12 protein-coding genes are annotated in these 16,999 nt (G+C 57.2%); 11 read left to right on the top strand and 1 reads right to left on the bottom strand.

Annotated elements, in window-relative coordinates:
* Nucleotides 1–138 precede the first annotated feature (138 nt).
* Complete coding sequence (locus PbB2_RS02455; RefSeq protein WP_108983685.1) at nt 139–1,560, bottom strand: sensor histidine kinase; 1,422 nt, start codon at nt 1,558–1,560, stop codon at nt 139–141.
* Between the two features lie 512 nt (nt 1,561–2,072).
* On the opposite strand from PbB2_RS02455, the gene PbB2_RS02445 reads away from it, so the two are divergent.
* From PbB2_RS02445 to virB11, 11 genes are all read left to right on the top strand, one after another.
* Complete coding sequence (locus PbB2_RS02445) at nt 2,073–4,889, top strand: hypothetical protein (protein ID WP_108983683.1); 2,817 nt, start codon at nt 2,073–2,075, stop codon at nt 4,887–4,889.
* 95 nt (nt 4,890–4,984) lie between these two features.
* Nucleotides 4,985–7,591 carry a TonB-dependent receptor domain-containing protein gene (locus tag PbB2_RS02440; RefSeq protein ID WP_192576123.1) on the top strand — a complete coding sequence of 869 codons (2,607 nt, stop codon included), beginning with the start codon at nt 4,985–4,987 and terminating at the stop codon, nt 7,589–7,591.
* Between the two features lie 303 nt (nt 7,592–7,894).
* A complete protein-coding gene (locus PbB2_RS02435; RefSeq protein ID WP_108983681.1) occupies nt 7,895–8,461 on the top strand; it encodes a lytic transglycosylase domain-containing protein in 567 nt (188 codons plus the stop codon).
* A gap of 19 nt (nt 8,462–8,480) precedes the next feature.
* On the top strand, nt 8,481–8,801 hold the full coding sequence (locus tag PbB2_RS02430; RefSeq protein ID WP_108983680.1) for a TrbC/VirB2 family type IV secretion system protein: 321 nt from the start codon (nt 8,481–8,483) through the stop codon (nt 8,799–8,801).
* Between the two features lie 9 nt (nt 8,802–8,810).
* Nucleotides 8,811–9,095 (top strand): VirB3 family type IV secretion system protein, encoded by a 285-nt coding sequence (locus PbB2_RS02425; protein WP_108983679.1) that lies wholly within the window; start codon nt 8,811–8,813, stop codon nt 9,093–9,095.
* A gap of 17 nt (nt 9,096–9,112) precedes the next feature.
* Entirely contained in the window at nt 9,113–11,548 is a 2,436-nt protein-coding gene (locus PbB2_RS02420; protein WP_108983678.1) for a VirB4 family type IV secretion/conjugal transfer ATPase, read from the top strand.
* Nucleotides 11,545–12,930, top strand: a complete 1,386-nt coding sequence (locus tag PbB2_RS02415; protein WP_108983677.1) for a TrbL/VirB6 family protein — start codon at nt 11,545–11,547, stop codon at nt 12,928–12,930. Before PbB2_RS02420 ends, PbB2_RS02415 begins: the two co-directional genes overlap by 4 nt.
* Entirely contained in the window at nt 12,927–13,889 is a 963-nt protein-coding gene (locus PbB2_RS02410) for a VirB8 family type IV secretion system protein (RefSeq protein ID WP_108983676.1), read from the top strand. Before PbB2_RS02415 ends, PbB2_RS02410 begins: the two co-directional genes overlap by 4 nt.
* A complete protein-coding gene (locus PbB2_RS02405; protein ID WP_108983675.1) occupies nt 13,886–14,722 on the top strand; it encodes a TrbG/VirB9 family P-type conjugative transfer protein in 837 nt (278 codons plus the stop codon). The genes PbB2_RS02410 and PbB2_RS02405 overlap by 4 nt, the downstream gene beginning before the upstream one ends.
* On the top strand, nt 14,719–15,972 hold the full coding sequence (locus tag PbB2_RS15990) for a TrbI/VirB10 family protein (protein WP_108983674.1): 1,254 nt from the start codon (nt 14,719–14,721) through the stop codon (nt 15,970–15,972). Before PbB2_RS02405 ends, PbB2_RS15990 begins: the two co-directional genes overlap by 4 nt.
* Nucleotides 15,969–16,976 (top strand): P-type DNA transfer ATPase VirB11, encoded by a 1,008-nt coding sequence (virB11, locus tag PbB2_RS02395; protein WP_108983673.1) that lies wholly within the window; start codon nt 15,969–15,971, stop codon nt 16,974–16,976. The genes PbB2_RS15990 and virB11 overlap by 4 nt, the downstream gene beginning before the upstream one ends.
* Nucleotides 16,977–16,999 lie beyond the last annotated feature (23 nt).

The raw sequence follows: 16,999 nt of genomic DNA, 5'->3' as shown, positions 1-16,999 counted from the left end.
ATAGCTGCGACCCGACCATAGGTCAGGACCAGAAATCGGGCTCATTTTGATCCAATCTCACTGACACCCCCGGGTGGCATTAACGCTGTCGACAAAGCTCGCCGGATCACCAAATCCCAATGTTGGGGCTCACGTGGCTTAAGCTGCGTGAGCCTCTGTCTTTGAAGCATCAATCGTTTGCGCAATTGTCAGGGTGAAGACCGACCCTTCGCCGGGCAGACTTTGGGCCGTCAAATCGCCGCCCATCAGCCGAGCCAGTCGCTGACTGATTGCCAGGCCAAGGCCGGTTCCCTCCACCGTGCGGGTTAGACTATTGTCGCCTTGGTAAAAGGGCATAAAAATGCGCGACAAATCCTGCGGGTCGATGCCCACGCCCGTATCAGCGACCTCGAAGGCGATGAATTCGTCTCTGTCACCAATGGTGCGGCAGGCCAAGGTGATCGTCCCTTTGGAGGTGAATTTCACCGCATTTGACAACAAGTTTAAGAGGCATTGCCGCAGCTTGCCCTCATCATTGTAGGCTTGGGTGTGCAGTCCTTCGGCGAACACAATATGACAGTTGGTTTCTTGGGCAGCAGCTTGCGGAATGATCGCGTCCAAAGCTTCTTGAGCGAGGGTACGTATATCAAATTGGCTTGGCCTGCACACTTGCTCATTGGCCTCCATTTTGGAGATATCCAGCACTTCATTGATCAGGCCGAGGAGGTGACGGGCGGCATTTCGGATTTTGTCGATATCCGAGGCAACAGAACCCATGTCGCCAGAGCGCACGTCCTCGCCAACCATTTCGGCATAACCGATCACAGCGTTAAGAGGTGTGCGCAACTCATGGCTCATATTGGCCAGAAAGCGCGATTTGGCCTTATTGGCTTCTTCTGCGGCCTTGGCAGCGGCCTCAAGTTCGCGTGTGCGCTGCACAACCCGCTCATCAAGCTCATCGGCCAGCCTTAAAGCCTGGCCCTGTGCCTCGATCAATTCTTCCGCCGAGCGCACTGACGCCCCCGATAGCACCACTGTGTTGACCCCGAGCAGAAATGCCAGAAATCCCAAAAGATAAGCCACCCATCCATCAGCGAGTCGATAGGCACAGAGAATGGCGGCAATCATAATGACAGGCAGGGTCCAATAGACCATCTTGCGGTCCAGCACATGCTGTCCACAAATCACCAACAGACTGCCACAGGCAAAAATCAGTCCCAAAACTGGGCCTGGATGCGGGGCAATAGCCAAGCCTAAGAATGGCAAAGCGTAGATAACCACCAATCCTGTAATCGCCCAGATCGTCCGTTCCTTGATCCAAGCCAGGTCGGCAATGGCAAGACTGTCGGGATTGTCGATTTTACTGCTGAGCCAGCGATAAAAGGCAGTCTCAAGACCCCATCCGATGGACATGGCGGTAACACATGCAATCCACCAAGGTCCAGGAACCGCGACGCCGACCGAAATAGCCGAAATCAGGATCGATAGTATCCGGGTAGAAGCATGCCCACCCCAGGCTTTATCCCGGCAATGGACCAAAGTCATATAATCATGGTGGCGGCGCAGCAGTCGGTTCGACATGGTGTTGGTTTCCAGCCCGTTCTGTGAATTCTTGGATGTTCACATGTTGCGGCGATGAGTCTGGACAGGGATTATTTGTGAATCTGTTAACAATACCTCAGTCTTGGCTCTGGTGTGTTTACAGGAAACAGCAAGCAAAAATAAATGATTTGACATCAAATATTTAGGCGTTTTCTTGGGGGCCAATAAGGCAGTGCCTTCCCAATCGGTTGCCGATTGATTTTTGGTCGATTCACAACCCAAGCACATTATCGGCAGAATTCAATCTATGTGATCGATCGGGCAGAGCGACAATCGTCCTGTGTTTTATGAAGTCTGTATACAGACGATTTGCCACAAAAGCGTCATCACGAATTGATGATAGTGTCACGCGGACTTTGTGAGACTGTCACATCCAAGCTCTAGGGAGGCCCCGATAGTCCGTCGGGCTTCTGTTTGATCAAACCCTTCAGCATTGGCCTGTTCCGGCCTGGTTTGAGCATCAGATGCCCCCGGTCAGTGAGGGGATTAGGATGACATTCTTGAAGGCTCGCGGTGCGATGGTCGCCGCACTTGCACTCGCATTGGCTGCTTGTTCACAAGGCGGCAGCATCCAGTCTCCAGGTGCAACTTTTGTGGGTGACCCCCCCGGCGGCACCGGTGGCGGCGGGACGGGGGGCTCGGGCAGTGGCGCGACGTGCCCGCAAGGTACCGTGATTGGCACGGCCATTGGTACCACGACGGTCTGCAATGTGACCGGTGAAATCCTGACAAACTTGACCCTGCCACGCATCGCTGGTGTTGCATATCGTCTTTCCGGGCGGGTTGATGTCGGGCGTGACCTCGGTGCGACTGGCAATGCCGCAACTGGCGTGGCCGCGACCTTGACGATTGAGCCAGGCGTGACGGTTTTTGGCGACGAGGCCACAGACGTTCTTATCGTAAACCGCGGCAGTCGCATCAATGCTGTCGGCACCCCAAGCCAACCTATTGTCTTCACCGGGAAGGAAGACATTGCCGGAACTGCCATTCCAGAGACCACAAACCGCTTATGGGGCGGGGTAATCTTGTTGGGCCGAGCGCCAATTCGCGGCTGCTCGACAGCTGTCGCCCAAGGCAGCGTGGATTGCCAGAATGCTGTGGAGGGCATTACCGCGGCCACTGGTCGGCAGGCGCTTTATGGCGGGGCGACGACCACGGATTCCAGCGGGACCATGCGCTATGTGCAAATCCGCTATCCAGGTGAATTTCTATCCTCAGCAGCGGCTGGTGACGACCTCAATGGCTTGACCTTGGGTGGCATAGGTTCAGGTACCGACATCAGCTTCCTGCAGGTGCACAATTCTGGTGACGACGGAATCGAAGTGTTTGGTGGTACCACCAATTTGAAGAATATCGTCATCACTGGCGCACTGGATGACGGTCTCGACTTCGACGAGGGCTGGACGGGCGCGGTGCAATTCCTCGTCATTAAGCAGACGGCCAATGCGGGAGGCCCAGACCGGCTTTTTGAAGGCAGCAATCGTGCCGTGGCCAGCTTGGCTGGTACGCTGAACACCAATCCTGTGATTGCCAATTTCACCGCGGTGGGTGTGCGCACCAATTCGGCTGGTGCCAATCTCCAAGGTATTGTGCTCAACAATACCGGGGGCACCCCTGGTGCTGCGGGTCGCTTTGTAAACGGTGTGGTGACTGGCACGAATACGTGTGCGGTGGCCAGTACCGCGAACACATCGCCAGGCGTGCGTTATGATTCCTTGATGTTCGACTGTCCGGGCAGCCTCGACAGCGTGGCGGCTGCCGCTTTCAGCGCAGGGTCCAACAACGTTTCGGCGGTGGCGACAAGCTTGAGCGCATCGCTCTTGCCGGGCCCGAACGAATTGGCTCGCACCGCCACCAATCCAGCACCGATCAACAGTTTCTTTGAGGCAACCGATTATGTGGGTGCATTTTCGCCAGCAGCGACGGCCACATCTAACTGGGCTTCTGGCTGGACTATCCAATTGTTGCCGCCTGCAGCCTGCCCCGTTGGAACCAGCGAGCAGGGCACACTTGCGGGACAGCGCAATTGCGTCATTACAGGGGTGATTGGCAGCGGCACCGTTCCGACCAATTTGCGCCTAACAGCAGGCAATGTGTATCAGATCTCAGGTCGCGTCGATGTTGGTTTTGATCGGGGTGCTGCTCTGAATGCCGGGACTGCTGCGAGTTTGACGATTGATCCCGGCGTGCGCGTTTACGGCTCAAGCTCCGCCGATGTGCTGATCGTTAACCGCGGTTCGCAAATCTTTATCAATGGTACAGCTCAAGCTCCTGTCATTTTCACCTCACGCAATGACATTGCTGGGACACAGACAGATAAGGCCCGGGCGAGCCGCGAATGGGCCGGCCTGATTGTGTTGGGGGCGGCCCCAATCCGTGGCTGTTCGACCGCAGTCGCCCAAGGTAGTGCCGATTGTCAAAATGCTGTGGAGGGCATTACAGCAGCCACCGGCCGCCAGGCGCTTTATGGCGGGGCCACACCGGCTGACAATAGTGGCCGCATTACCTTTCTCCAGATTCGCTATCCAGGTGCCTTCTTGACCTCGGCAGCCGCTGGTGATGACCTCAATGGTCTGACGCTGGGCGGGGTGGGCTCTGCCACCGAGATCAGCAATGTGCAGGTCCATAATTCCGGCGATGATGGCATCGAAATTTTCGGCGGCACAGTCAATCTGCGCAATTGGGTGGTTACCGGCGCTTTGGATGACTCGCTCGACTTTGACGAAGGCTGGACCGGCAAGGCCCAATTCGGCATCGTCCTGCAGGCTTTGACGGCCAGCGGCGGCCCTGACCGGATGATCGAAGGCAGCAACCGGACTGTGGCCAGCTTGGCGGGTACCCTCAACACCAATCCGATCATCGCCAACTTCACATTCGTTGGCGTGCCGCAAAATGATGCGTCGGCTGGTCTGACGGGCATCATCCTCAACAATACGGGCGGTACACCGGGCGGATCTGCCCGCTTGTTGAACGGTGTTGTCACCGGTTCGACAACCTGTCTCAACTTCGAGACCGCCAATACCAGTCCGGCTCCGCAACTTGACTCAATTCTGTCGAGCTGCGCCGGGGGGTATGGGGCAGTGGCTACCGCGCGCCTGAATGCCGGATCGAACAACAGCACTGGCACCACGGCAACTTTGGCTAATCGCTTCATTAATGGCTCTGCCGAAGCCGCACGCCCTGCCGTGAACGCCCGTTCGATCGACACCTTCTTTGTGACCACCAGCTATATCGGGGCTGTTCGCGATGCGGCGGACCTGTGGTGGGCGTCTTGGACCTGCGGCCTGGCTGCTGGCTCAACGTGCTGATCTTGTTTGGCCGGTGCGGCAGACTGCTGTCGCGCCGGTCGTTTTCCGGCGGCCAAGGGGGCCGCCTTTTCCTGTTTGATAAAGGCCTGTCCGTCATGACCATTCCAGCCCGCCTGCGCCCAATCCTGTGGCTGACCAGCGTGCTTGCCGCGCCGGCTCTGTTGCCAAGCTTGGCATCTGCCCAGACCACACCAAGCGAGCCCGCCTCGACCAGCGAAGAACCGCCCGAACAGGAGGTTGAAGTCGTTGTTGTGCGGGGCCGATTCATTCCGGAGCCCCAGCGTGTCACCTCAGAAGTCGCTAACTTTTTATCAGCGGCGGATCTGGCGCGCACGGGTGATGACACTGCCGCCTCAGCACTGACACGTTTGACGGGTTTGTCCGTCGTCTCAGGACGTTTCGTATATGTACGCGGTTTGGGTGACCGCTATTCATCTGCCTTGCTCAACGGCTCGCCCCTGCCCAGCCCAGAGCCACTTCGCCGCCAAGTGCCATTGGATCTGTTCCCGTCCAACATTCTCAACGGCGCGACGGTGCAGAAAACGTTTTCGCCTAATTATCCGGGCGAATTCGGCGGCGGCATTATTGATTTGCGAACCCTGAAGACGCCGAATGAAAACTTCCTGACAGTCAAGGCTGGAACCGGCTTCAACAGCGAGACGACCTTTAAGCGTGGCCTGGTCTATGAAGGCCATAAGATGGATTGGACGGGCATTGACACCGATCTGCGCCGTCTACCTCAGCCGGTGCGCGATGCGGTATCAACGGGGCGGCGGATCAATGACACCAATTTCACGCCGCGACAGCTCGAATTCATCGGGGAGAGCTTTATCAACGCACCTTTGACGGTGATTCAAAGCGAGCGCACGCGGCCAGATTTTGAAGCTGAAGTGACTGCTGGGCGAAGCCTCGATGTCAAGGATGTCACAGTCGGTCTGGTCGGCGTGTTCGGCTATAAGAGTGGCTTTAAAACCCAAGAAGCGTTCCGTCAGGATGTGGTGTCGGACACAATAGAGGCAGAGGGCACCAATTTATCGTCAACTTGGGATATCGTTCTCAACGGCTTTGGCAGTGCCAGCGCCAGTTGGGGTGACAATCGGATCGGCGTGACAGGCCTGCTTGTTCGCAGCACATCGAAAAAGGCGCAAGTTGAAGTTGGCACCGACACCAATCTGCCAACCGGCCAATCCTATCGCACCGAGGGCACAGCTTGGTACGAGCGTGAATTGGCTTCGGCGCAAGTCTCGGGCGAGCACAATTTCGGTGGGGTTGAACTGCAATGGCGCGGTTCAATTGGCCAATCGACCCGCAAGGCTCCCTATGAGCGCGACATTTCTTATACTGTCGTCAATGGCATCACCGCCTTCAATGGTGCTTCATTGGGAAATGCTATCCGCTTCTCGGAATTGAAAGATCAGGTGGCAAGCTTTGGCTTTGACGCCAAATATGTGCTGAAGCTGGCGGCAGGTCGCGAGATTGAACTGACTGCTGGGGGTGTGACCGCCTCAACAGACCGCAATTACGAACTGCTGAGTTTTGCCTTCACGGGCCCGCGCGGACCAACTTCCCAAAATGTGCTGCGCTCACGCGTGGACTTTCTCTTCTCCCCCGACAACATCGATCCGGCTCGCTTCGTAATCAGCGAACAAACTGGCAAGGATGATGCTTATGTCGGCAAGCTCGATAACACAGCATTCTATCTGGCCAGTGCGTTTGAGTTGACGTCATTCATTCGGGCATCGGCCGGATTGCGCTATGAAGATGCAACCCAAAAGGTCCGCACCACCAATCGGTTTGGTGATACCCCGACCGCTCCGGTCGAGATTGCCAATGATTACATCCTGCCTGCAGCCACGCTTACCTGGAATTTTGCCGATGAGCTGCAGATGCGTTTGGGTTATTCGCGGACGATTGCCCGCCCTCAATTCCGCGAACTGGCCTTCACACCCTATATCGACCCGGAATCAAACCGCATCTACCAGGGAAATCCTTTCCTGAAGGACAGCGAGTTTGAGAATTATGACGCGCGATTGGAATATTACTTCGGACGCGGACAATTTGTCACCGCCGGGGCTTTCTATAAAAAAATCGACAACCCGATTGAAGAAGTGATTGTGCGGCTTGAGCGCTCATACACACGCTTCATCAATGCACCTGAAGCAACGCTCTATGGCCTCGAATTGGAGTATCGTGCCAATTTCGAGTTGCCGTTTAAGCTGCCGGTGTTGCAGGATGCAAAGTGGAACTTTGCCGCCAATTACACATATACACACTCTGAAGTGACCGCTCCGGCGGGCAGCAATGTGATTAGTCCAATTGATTTCCGTTCAATCTCTGCTGCCCAATTCGGTTTGGATGGCAGCGAATTGCAAGGCACGCCCAAGAACATCGCCAATCTGCAATTGGGTTACGAGACTGACGATCAACAACTGACCTTGCTGGTTGGCTGGGTGGATGAACGTATTGCCCGCCGTGGGCTTGGATCTGTGCCCTCGGTCATCGAACAACCCGGCACTAATGTTGATTTGGTTTACAAGCGCGACTTCACCATTGGCAAAACTGACTATACTTTTGGAATCAGCGGTCGGAACCTGTTGGCAGAAGACAATCAGGAATTCCAAATGTCCAAACTTGGTCGGACTGAAGCTAACACCTACAAGCGTGGACGTTCAATTTCGATCAGCCTAACGCTGCGACGGTGATTCGGTCGCTGTGGGCGTTTATCTGGGGTTGCGGGCCGAGCATACAGCTCCAGTTGTGACCTCGGGTAGGACTTGATCCTCTTGCGGGCGAAGAGGTGCTGTGGGGAATGGGAAAAGCAGGCTGAGATTGTGGCTAGACGCGGGTGTTACTCTCGACAAACCTGCCGATTTAGACAAGAGTGGCTGCTTCGGGCGCTTGGCATGCACATGATCTGTAACGCGAAATTGGGTGCAAGACTGCGATTGTGGCAGGTCCTTTTCAGGCTGTCGCTAGGCGCATCTCTATTGGCTGGCAGCTCCGCTATGGCTGATGTCATTGAGGTGGGCAGCAATGGGACCGCTATCGTCTATTCCGGTCCCACTTTATTTGTCGGCAATCGGGCACAACCACTTGTCAGACCGACCGCGCCGCAGGCCAATTTGGCCACGAAAACCCAACCCGCAGCCCTAAAGTTGGTTGAGCCGGCCTATCCGTTGCGATTGCATCCGGTGCTAGATGCCTATGTCAGTGAAGCGGCTCAGCTTTATGGTGTCGACCCTGTTCTTGTGCGTGCTGTGGCCTGGCAGGAATCCCGGTTCAGCCCTGCAGCCTTGTCACCCAAAGGGGCCATTGGACTGATGCAATTAATGCCCGCAACAGCAGCGGGCCTCGGCGTTGATCCCTATGACCCACGTGGCAATATTTTTGGGGGCGTGGCTTATTTGGCGTCGCTTCTGCAGCGTTTTGACGGGGATATTGTGTTGGCGCTGGCGGCTTATAACGCTGGACCAGAAGCTGTCGCGCGCTACGGTGGTATTCCGCCCTATCGCGAAACGAAAAACTATGTGAAGGCCATTTCAGAGCGGCTCGCAATCCGCCCCCCTGAATGAGAGTTTGAGGAAGACAAGGATGCTCGAAACACGCAAAGCGCTGCTGGCGCTCATCCTAATCTGGGCCACCAGCTTTGCCGGCCCCGCTTTGGCCCAGTCCGCCAATCTCGACCCAGCGGGTTCGGGTGTCATCTTGGGGGCTGTCAATTGGATCCAAGGCACGCTTCTGGGTGCTGTTGCAACAACTGTCGCGGTTATCGCGGTGGCAGGCTGTGGGTTCATGATGCTGACTGGGCGAATGAATTGGCGCCATGGCGGCATGGTCATTTTGGGCTGCTTCATCCTGTTTGGCTCGGCTGCTATTGTTGGTGGCATTCGCAGCGCTGCACAGGGATTCTAAGGACCCAGTATGGCCCAGCTCGAACGTGACCCTGTGTTTGCTGCCCTGACACGCCCGCAAATGTTTGCTGGCGTGACCTACACTTGGTTCATTCTCAATGGGATCATCACGGCTGAGGTCTTCTTGGTTACCAAATCTGTTTGGGCCTTGGTCGCTGCTTTGATCTTGCATGGGGTCGGCGTAATCGCCGCACGCGATGAACCGCGCTTTCTCGACTTGTGGATTACCCGCATGACCAGCGCGCCGCGCGTGCCGAACTTCGCCTTCTGGCGCTGCAATTCCTATCGGCCGTAGGGGGTAAGGACAGGTTGATGGCCAGCCCCCGCGCCCAGGAAAAGCGACTGGCCACATTGGCCGAGATCGCCCATCGGGAGGCCCCTGCCGGGGCACGGCTGCCCTATGCCCGTCATGTTGATGACATGACCATCGAAACCCGCGACGGCATGTTGATGCAATTCATCAAATTGGATGGTTTGGCATTTGAGACCGCCGATACCGAGGACTTGAATTATCGTAAGGCCATTCGTGACACCATGTTGCGCTCGATTGCGCATGCGCGATTTGCTTTGCTGCACCACGTCGTGCGCAGCCCGGTCAAGCCGTCGCTTGATGCGGAATTTCCAGACGCTTTCTCGCGCGAGGTCGACAGCCAATGGTCGACCCGTCTCGATAGCCGATCGATGTTTATCAATGATCTTTTTTTGACCTTGGTGCGCCGCCCAGCATCAGGCCGAACCGGGATTTTTGATCGTGCGATGGATATATTGCGCGGCACATCCGCCCAGGCACTGGCAGCTGAGCGCGCCCGCGACATGCGCGAGCTGGACACGGCTCGCGATGCCCTTATGGCCTCGCTGGCCCCCTATGGTGCGCGTGTTCTGTCGGTTTATGACAGTCGCCATGGGCCATGCTCAGAGCCGTTGGAGTTTCTGTCGGGGCTGTACAACGGGGAGTTGCGTCCGGTTCTCCTGCCTGACAGCGACCTAGGCTATCACATTCCCTATCGCCGGATCAGCTTCGGTCTGGAAGCTTTCGAACTGCATGCAGCACCCGGCTTGGCGCGCCAGTTCGGGACGATGATCTCGATCAAGGATTACCCGCCCCACACGGCGCCAGGCATGCTGGATGACTTGATGCGTCTACCGATTGAGATGACGGTGACTGAGAGCTTTGCTTTTGTCGACCGGCAAGTCGCGCTCGACCGGATGAACCTGGCACTGCGGCGCATGCGGGCAGCCGATGATGATGCGATCAGCTTGCGGCGCGATCTGAGTTTGGCCAAGGATGATGTCGCGGCCGGTCGCTCTGCCTTTGGCGAGCACCATATGAGTGTGTGCATCAAGGCTGCCAGCCTGCCGCAACTCGATCAAGCTGCAGCCGATGTGCAAGCCGCCTTCACAGAAGAGGGCATTATTTCAGTCCGCGAAGATGTGAACCTCGAGCCCGCCTTCTGGGCGCAGTTTCCCGGGAATTTCAAAGATATTGCCCGGCGCGCCTTGGTTTCGACAGGCAATTTTGCCGGACTGGCCAGCTTCCATAACTTCCCCATTGGACAGGAAGACAATAATGCGTGGGGTCAAGCCGTCACGGTGCTGGAAACCACATCGGCTACGCCTTATTACTTTAACTTCCACAAGAATGATCTAGGCAACTTTACCATTATCGGTCCTTCGGGATCTGGTAAGACTGTCGTGCTGAACTTCTTGTTGGCACAAGCGCGCAAGTTTGATCCACGCATTGTCCTGTTTGACAAGGATCGCGGGGCTGAAATCTTCATTCGTGCGATCGGCGGACGTTACGAGACATTGCGTCATGGCGATGCCTCGGGACTCAACCCATTGGCGCTGCCTGACACCCCTTCAAACCGCGCATTCGTGACCGAATGGCTGTCGCGTCTTCTCAGCGTGGATGGCGAGAAGCTCAGTGTCGATGAACAGGCACAGATTGCCGATGCTGTTGCGGCCAATTTCGACCAGTCCCCGCAGTATCGGCGTTTGCGTTACGTGGCCGAGCTTCTGGCTGGTGTACGTCGCCCTGTCCCTGGCGATCTTGCGTCTCGGCTGGAACCTTGGATCCTCGATGGTCCGCGTGCTTGGTTGTTTGACAATGAGGAAGATCGCCTCGATCTGTCGACTCAGACCCTGGGCGTTGACATGACCGCCATCCTCGACGATCCCATCTTGCGCACCCCGGCAATGATGTATCTTTTCCATTGTGTTGAGCAGCGCTTGGACGGCAATCCGACAATTCTGGTGGTCGATGAGGGCTGGAAAGCGCTGGATGATCCGATTTTTGTCGCTCGCATTCGCGATTGGGAAAAGACGATCCGCAAACGCAATGGCATCGTCGGCTTTGCGACTCAGAGTGCGTCAGACGCGCTGTCGAGCCAGATTGCATCGGCAATCATCGAACAGGCGGCCACCCAGATATTCATGCCCAATCCCAAGGCGCAAGAAGACGAGTATTGTCGCGGTTTTGGCTTGACGTTGCATGAGCTCGACCTTGTGCGAGCCTTGCCGGATACCTCGCGCTGTTTTGTGATCAAGCACGGTACAGATTCAGTGGTTGCGCGCTTAAATCTGGATGGCATGCCCAACATATTGACAGTATTGTCAGGCCGTGAATCAACCGTGCGTCGGCTTGATGCGTTGCGAGCAGAGCATGGCGATGATCCTGATGTCTGGTTGCCGCTCTTGGCTGCCAGCACACAGACGGCGCGCATTCCCATGAAAGGAGGGCGGCGATGATTGGTCAATGTTCGGCCCCCCGTGCCGATCTCGGCTTGGTGCGCGGCCTGCTCGATACGGTCGATTGCAATATCCGCGAGGGTGTTCAAGGCGGCTATAACGCCTTCTTTGGGCCGGGCTCGACTCTGGGTGCCGTTATCACCGTGCTGTTGACGATTTATGTCGCACTTTTGGGCTTCCGGCTTTTGACTGGGCGCACGGACCTGCGGGTCGGCGATTTGCCGATGATTGCAATCAAGCTTGGCGCCGTGGTGATGCTGACCACTTCCTGGGCGAGCTATCAGAGCCTTGTTTTTGCGCTTTTGTTTGATGGGCCGGCAGAGATTGCCAATAGTCTCCTTGCTAATATGCCCATGCCTCAGTCTATGGGGCCGAGTGATATCTTCGCCCGTCTTCAATTCACCTTTGACCAGCTAACCCAGTCTGCCAGCGCGATGGCATTGGTGAGTGATTTGCCAGGCCAAGGTCCCAATGTGGCAGGTGCGACCTTGGACGCGGGCAGTTTCGTGCTTCAAGCAGCGCCCGGAACTGACCCAGAAAGCCTGAAAGGTCTAGCCCCGGTCATTCAAATGCGGTCAGCCTTGCAAGGTGGGCCAGCTTTTGGCGCAACCGCTTTGTGGCTTTCTGCGATTGTGCTGTTGGTGTCCACTTTGGGCTTACTTATCTTGGCCAAGTTGATGCTGGGTCTCTTGCTGGCCATTGGCCCGTTCTTTGTTGGCATGCTTTTGTTTGAGAGCACCAAGGGCTTTTTTGAAGGCTGGCTGCGCACATCTCTGGGCTTTGCTTTGGTGCCTCTGGCAACAGTTGTGTTTATGGCGGGACTGTTGGCATCCTTGGAGCCAAGTCTACAAGGGTTAGCGGTCGCACGGCAAGAAAGCCGCTATGATTTGCAACCAATTCTGACGGTTATGGTGATCGTCCTGACCTTTACCGCTGTCTTTGGCAGCGTAATCGGACTTTGCACCCGTCTTGTTGCTGGCTTCCGACTTCCTTCAGCCAAGCCACGTGAACCAGGACCTTCGGCTGCGGTTGAAACACCATTTCCGTCAGCAGCCGGCATGAGCGATCCTATGGCAGAGGCCAGCCGTGCCACCCGTCTGGCTGCGGTCGTCTCTGCGGCTCCGGCGGCGGCCGATCGGCGTGATGCGCGCCTTGCAGCTGCAGCATTGGCTGGGGCAAGTCAGTCAACAACCGTCTTCGACCGACGTACAGAGCTTGTCGCTGGAGGTCCCGGTGAGGGCGCACGTAGCGAAACATCTGTGCGTCTGGGGCAGAACGGCCGCAAGCGCAGCAACCCAACTCGGCCTCAACGCCGACAGGAAAGTCTGTTTGCGCAACCTTCCTCTAAACTGAGCCTTTCGGCGACAGGAAAGACACGATGACCGTCCCGCACGCGGATCAACCCTTTAATCCTGCTGGCAGTCCCCCGCCTGGTGTGGCCGCGCGTGCCCAATATTATGAGGCAGCGAGTTCGTGGGCCTATGACACCCACGCCACGTTGCGGCGGTCGCGTCGGACGGCGTGGATCATCGCAAGTATCGCGGTTGGAATTGCTGCCATACAAGCTGTTGCACTGGTGGTGTTGGTGCCCCTAAAGCAGACCATGCCTTACACGATTACGGTAGATCGTGAGACGGGTTATGTACAAACGACGCGCGGCGTTAATCTCGGCAATCTGAGTGAAAGTCAGGCCGTCGCCCAATCCTTTGTCGTGCAATATGTCCTCGCTCGGGAAACCTTCGATACCGCTGATTATCGCGAGCTCTATCGCAAGACGCTGGCATGGTCGCAAGGCGCGGCTGAGGCCGAATATTTGCGTGAGTGGGATGCAGCCAATCCGAATGGGATCCGTAATCGGGTGACGCCGAATACGCGCATTCAGGTTACGGTCAAAAGCGTCAACATATTGAGCCCAACGTCAGCGCTTATTCGCTTCGACACCGAACGGTCTGAAGGCGGTGGGGCCGCCGGTATGCGGCAGCCATGGGTAGCCACGGTGAAATACAGTTTCTCGGGCAAGCCGATCAATGAACAAGATCGCTATCTCAACCCCTTGGGCTTCCAGATTTCCAGCTATCGCCGTGATGCCGAAACCACCCAGCCCGTTCCGCTGCCTGCAACCAGCCCACCAGCAGCGACCCAAATTATGCCGGGACTTATGCCTGGCGTGGCGGCTCCCGGGCAGACCGGCCAAGCCAGCACCGCCAATCCAGTAACTGCTTTGCCGGCCGCCCCGGTCTCGGGCACCGCGAGCCCAGCGACGCCTGCACCGGCAACCGTCAATGGCGTGGCTCCATCGCGCACCGGCAACCCCAATGGTGAGGAGTTCCCAGCCCAATGACGATACAGGTCGCACCTTGGCTTGTCCGTGTCGCAGCAGCCATGGTTGTGGCTGGCTCTGTCGCGGGTCCGGCGCTGGGGCAGATGCGTCAAGTACCAATTCCGGGCGCGACCGACCCGCGTGTCCAGACCGTACCCTTTATTGAAGACAGTGTTGTGTCTCTGCGCGGTCATTACGGCTATCAGATGATGGTTGAGTTTGGCAGTGACGAACGGATCGAAAATGTGTCGATCGGGGATTCATTGGCGTGGCAAGTCACACCGAACCGGCGGGCGGATACTTTATTCATCAAACCAATCGAGTTTGATGCGGCAACCAATATGTCGGTGATTACTTCTAAACGCCGCTACACGTTTCAATTGAGCGCGGAGGAGCCGACAGGTCCTGGTGACCCGAACATCATCTATCGGGTCAAATTCACCTATCCGGCCGAACCAGGGAATATTGAGACACCCAATCCCGCCCCGATCCCGGCAGCCAATGCCAATATGCGCTATTCGGTGTCCGGCAGCACCCGCAATATCCCGGCGCGGATTTACGATGACGGCCAGCGCACCTATCTGGAATGGGCACCGGGCGCAGCGACGCCTGCGGTCTTTGCTTTGGGCCCAGATGGTTCTGAATCATTGGTGAATTTTGTGATGCGCGGCAATGTGATGGTTGTCGAGCGCGTCGGCCCTGCCTTTGTGCTGCGCAATGGAGCCGATCAGACTCTGGTCGCAAATGATGCGTGGCGTGAACCTGATCCGGGTCCTGATGCGCCTGTTGTGAAGTCCAAGGCGCAGAAGCGCGGTCTATTCAGCTTTGGGCGTCCGACGGAGGGCCGTCAATGACCGTGATCGGACCCGGACAAGCCCCACAGGACCCTGCTGATGACACCATACAGGCCGAAGACGGCACTGCACCCCTGCCAGAAGTCTCCAGCGTGCTTGTTGATGCCACACCTTCCGTCGCCTATCCTGATCGTCCTTGGGTTGTGATGGCAGGCGCGATTGGGGCCCTGGCACTTGGTGCAATCGTCTTTACTACCATGGTCTCGGCCCAAAAGAGGGCTGGCGCAGATGATGTCTCGCCCACGCGTGATCCGCGTAATGATGGGATGGCAGGTCAGGCCGTGCCAGAAGCCCCTAATCTGTTTGCCCAATACGCCCCCACTCCCGTGATGCCTCCTGCGGAGACAGTGCCGGAAAATCCGGCGGCGAACGAGGTGGTGCCACCATCTCCGCCACCGCCACCGCCACCTTTGCCGCCGCCAGCACCGATCAGGGATTATTATCGGCCATTGCCTGTTGCGCCGCCACCCCCCCCGGTTCCAGCACGGACAGGACCTGATTTGGCCCAGCGGATGCGGTCGCCTGCATTGATCGTTGACTTGACCCCCGCTCCGGCCCCAGACGCTGCGCCGGGGGCGGCTATGGCCAGTGGTAGCGGCGACAATGATGCTTTTGCCGCCCGTGTCAGCTCAGGCGAAGCACCGACCGCACGCGCTGGAACGTTGCGCAACCCCAAAACAACCGTGCCGCAAGGCGCACTGATCGCAGCAGTTTTGGAGACCGCGATTAATTCTGATCTTCCCGGATTTGTGCGAGCCGTGGTTAGTCGGGATGTGCTCAGTTTCGACGGCTCGCGTGTATTGATCCCGCGCGGCTCGCGATTGGTCGGACAATATCGTTCCGAAGTGGCTTTGGGCCAGTCACGTGCTTTTGTGGTTTGGACCCGTTTGTTGCGCCCCGATGGGGTTTCTATCCAGCTTGCCTCGCCGGGAACCGATACGTTGGGGCGCGCAGGTCTGGATGGCAAAGTCGATCGCCATTATTTGCAACGTTACGGCCCTGGCCTGTTGTCAACTGCCATCAGCGCTGGTTTGAGCCGGACGACATCCAACCAGTTGGTCATTGGCACCGCTCAGACCCTGCCTGGTGCGATGAGTTCAGGTGAAGCCATCAAACCGACTGTCACAGTCAAGCAGGGCACAGCGATACAGGTGTTTGTTGCGCGCGACCTTGATTTCTCGCTGAACCCGGTTGCGGCACTGGCTCCCCCGGCTGTTGATAGCCCAGCCCCAGCTGGCAACAAGCCATGACCGCGCCAGCTGGTGCACCCCAGGCTCTCGGCGGTGTGTATCTTTCAGCATTTCTTGAGCCCTTGGCCGTTTGGTTGCGCCGACCGGACGTAACCGACATTCTGGTCAATCGGCCCGGAGAAGTCTGGGTTGAAAGCGTGACCGGGGGTATTGTTCGCCATGAAGCACCAGATGTTACCCAATTGAACCTGACGCGGCTTGCAGCCCAAATTGCTCGCATATCGAAGCAGGGCGTCAGTCGAGAACATCCACTCTTGTCGGCCAGTTTGCCAACGGGTGAGCGGATCCAAATTGTCCTGCCACCAGCTACGCGGGGGGAGGTAGCACTGGCAATCCGGAAACATGTGCTCACCGATCTAACCTTGGACGACTATGTCTCAACAGGGGCTCTGGCGCATATCGTCGGGGCAGGGGGCACGCAGGCTGCCCCGGACCCACATGCCGAGTTGAAGGCCTGTTTGGCGTCTGGCAACGTAACAGCTTTTCTGCGACTTGCCGTGCGCCAGCGTCGCAACATCGTTGTGTCGGGCGGGACGGGTACAGGTAAAACAACATTTCTGAACGCGCTTCTCAAAGAGATCGACCTAGAAGAGCGTTTGGTTTTGATCGAGGATGCAGCCGAAATTCGTCTCTTGCATCAGAATGCCGTGGGCCTGGTAGCCGTAAAGGGGCAGACTGGCGAGGCACGGGTTGATGTCGATGACCTGTTGCAGGCGGCCTTGCGGATGCGTCCAGACCGCATCATCGTTGGCGAATTGCGTGGCAAAGAAGCATTCACCTTTCTGCGGGCCATCAATACCGGTCATCCTGGATCAGTCACCACTTTGCATGCTGACACCCCTGACGGTGCTCTCGAGCAGCTCGCCCTGATGGCATTGCAAACTGGTACGGCGATGACTCATGCTGACATCCTTGCCTATGTGCGTAGCGTGGTGGACGTCATCGTCCAACTGGAGCGGACCCAAGGCCGGCGGCAGGTCCGTGAAATCCGTCTGCTGCGCTGAAAGCAATGGATTTTGGGGTCCCA

The sequence above is a fragment of the Candidatus Phycosocius bacilliformis genome (genome assembly GCF_003112735.1).
Taxonomy (GTDB): Bacteria; Pseudomonadota; Alphaproteobacteria; order Caulobacterales; family Aquidulcibacteraceae; genus Aquidulcibacter; species Aquidulcibacter bacilliformis.
This window is presented reverse-complemented; position numbering and strand designations above follow the sequence as displayed.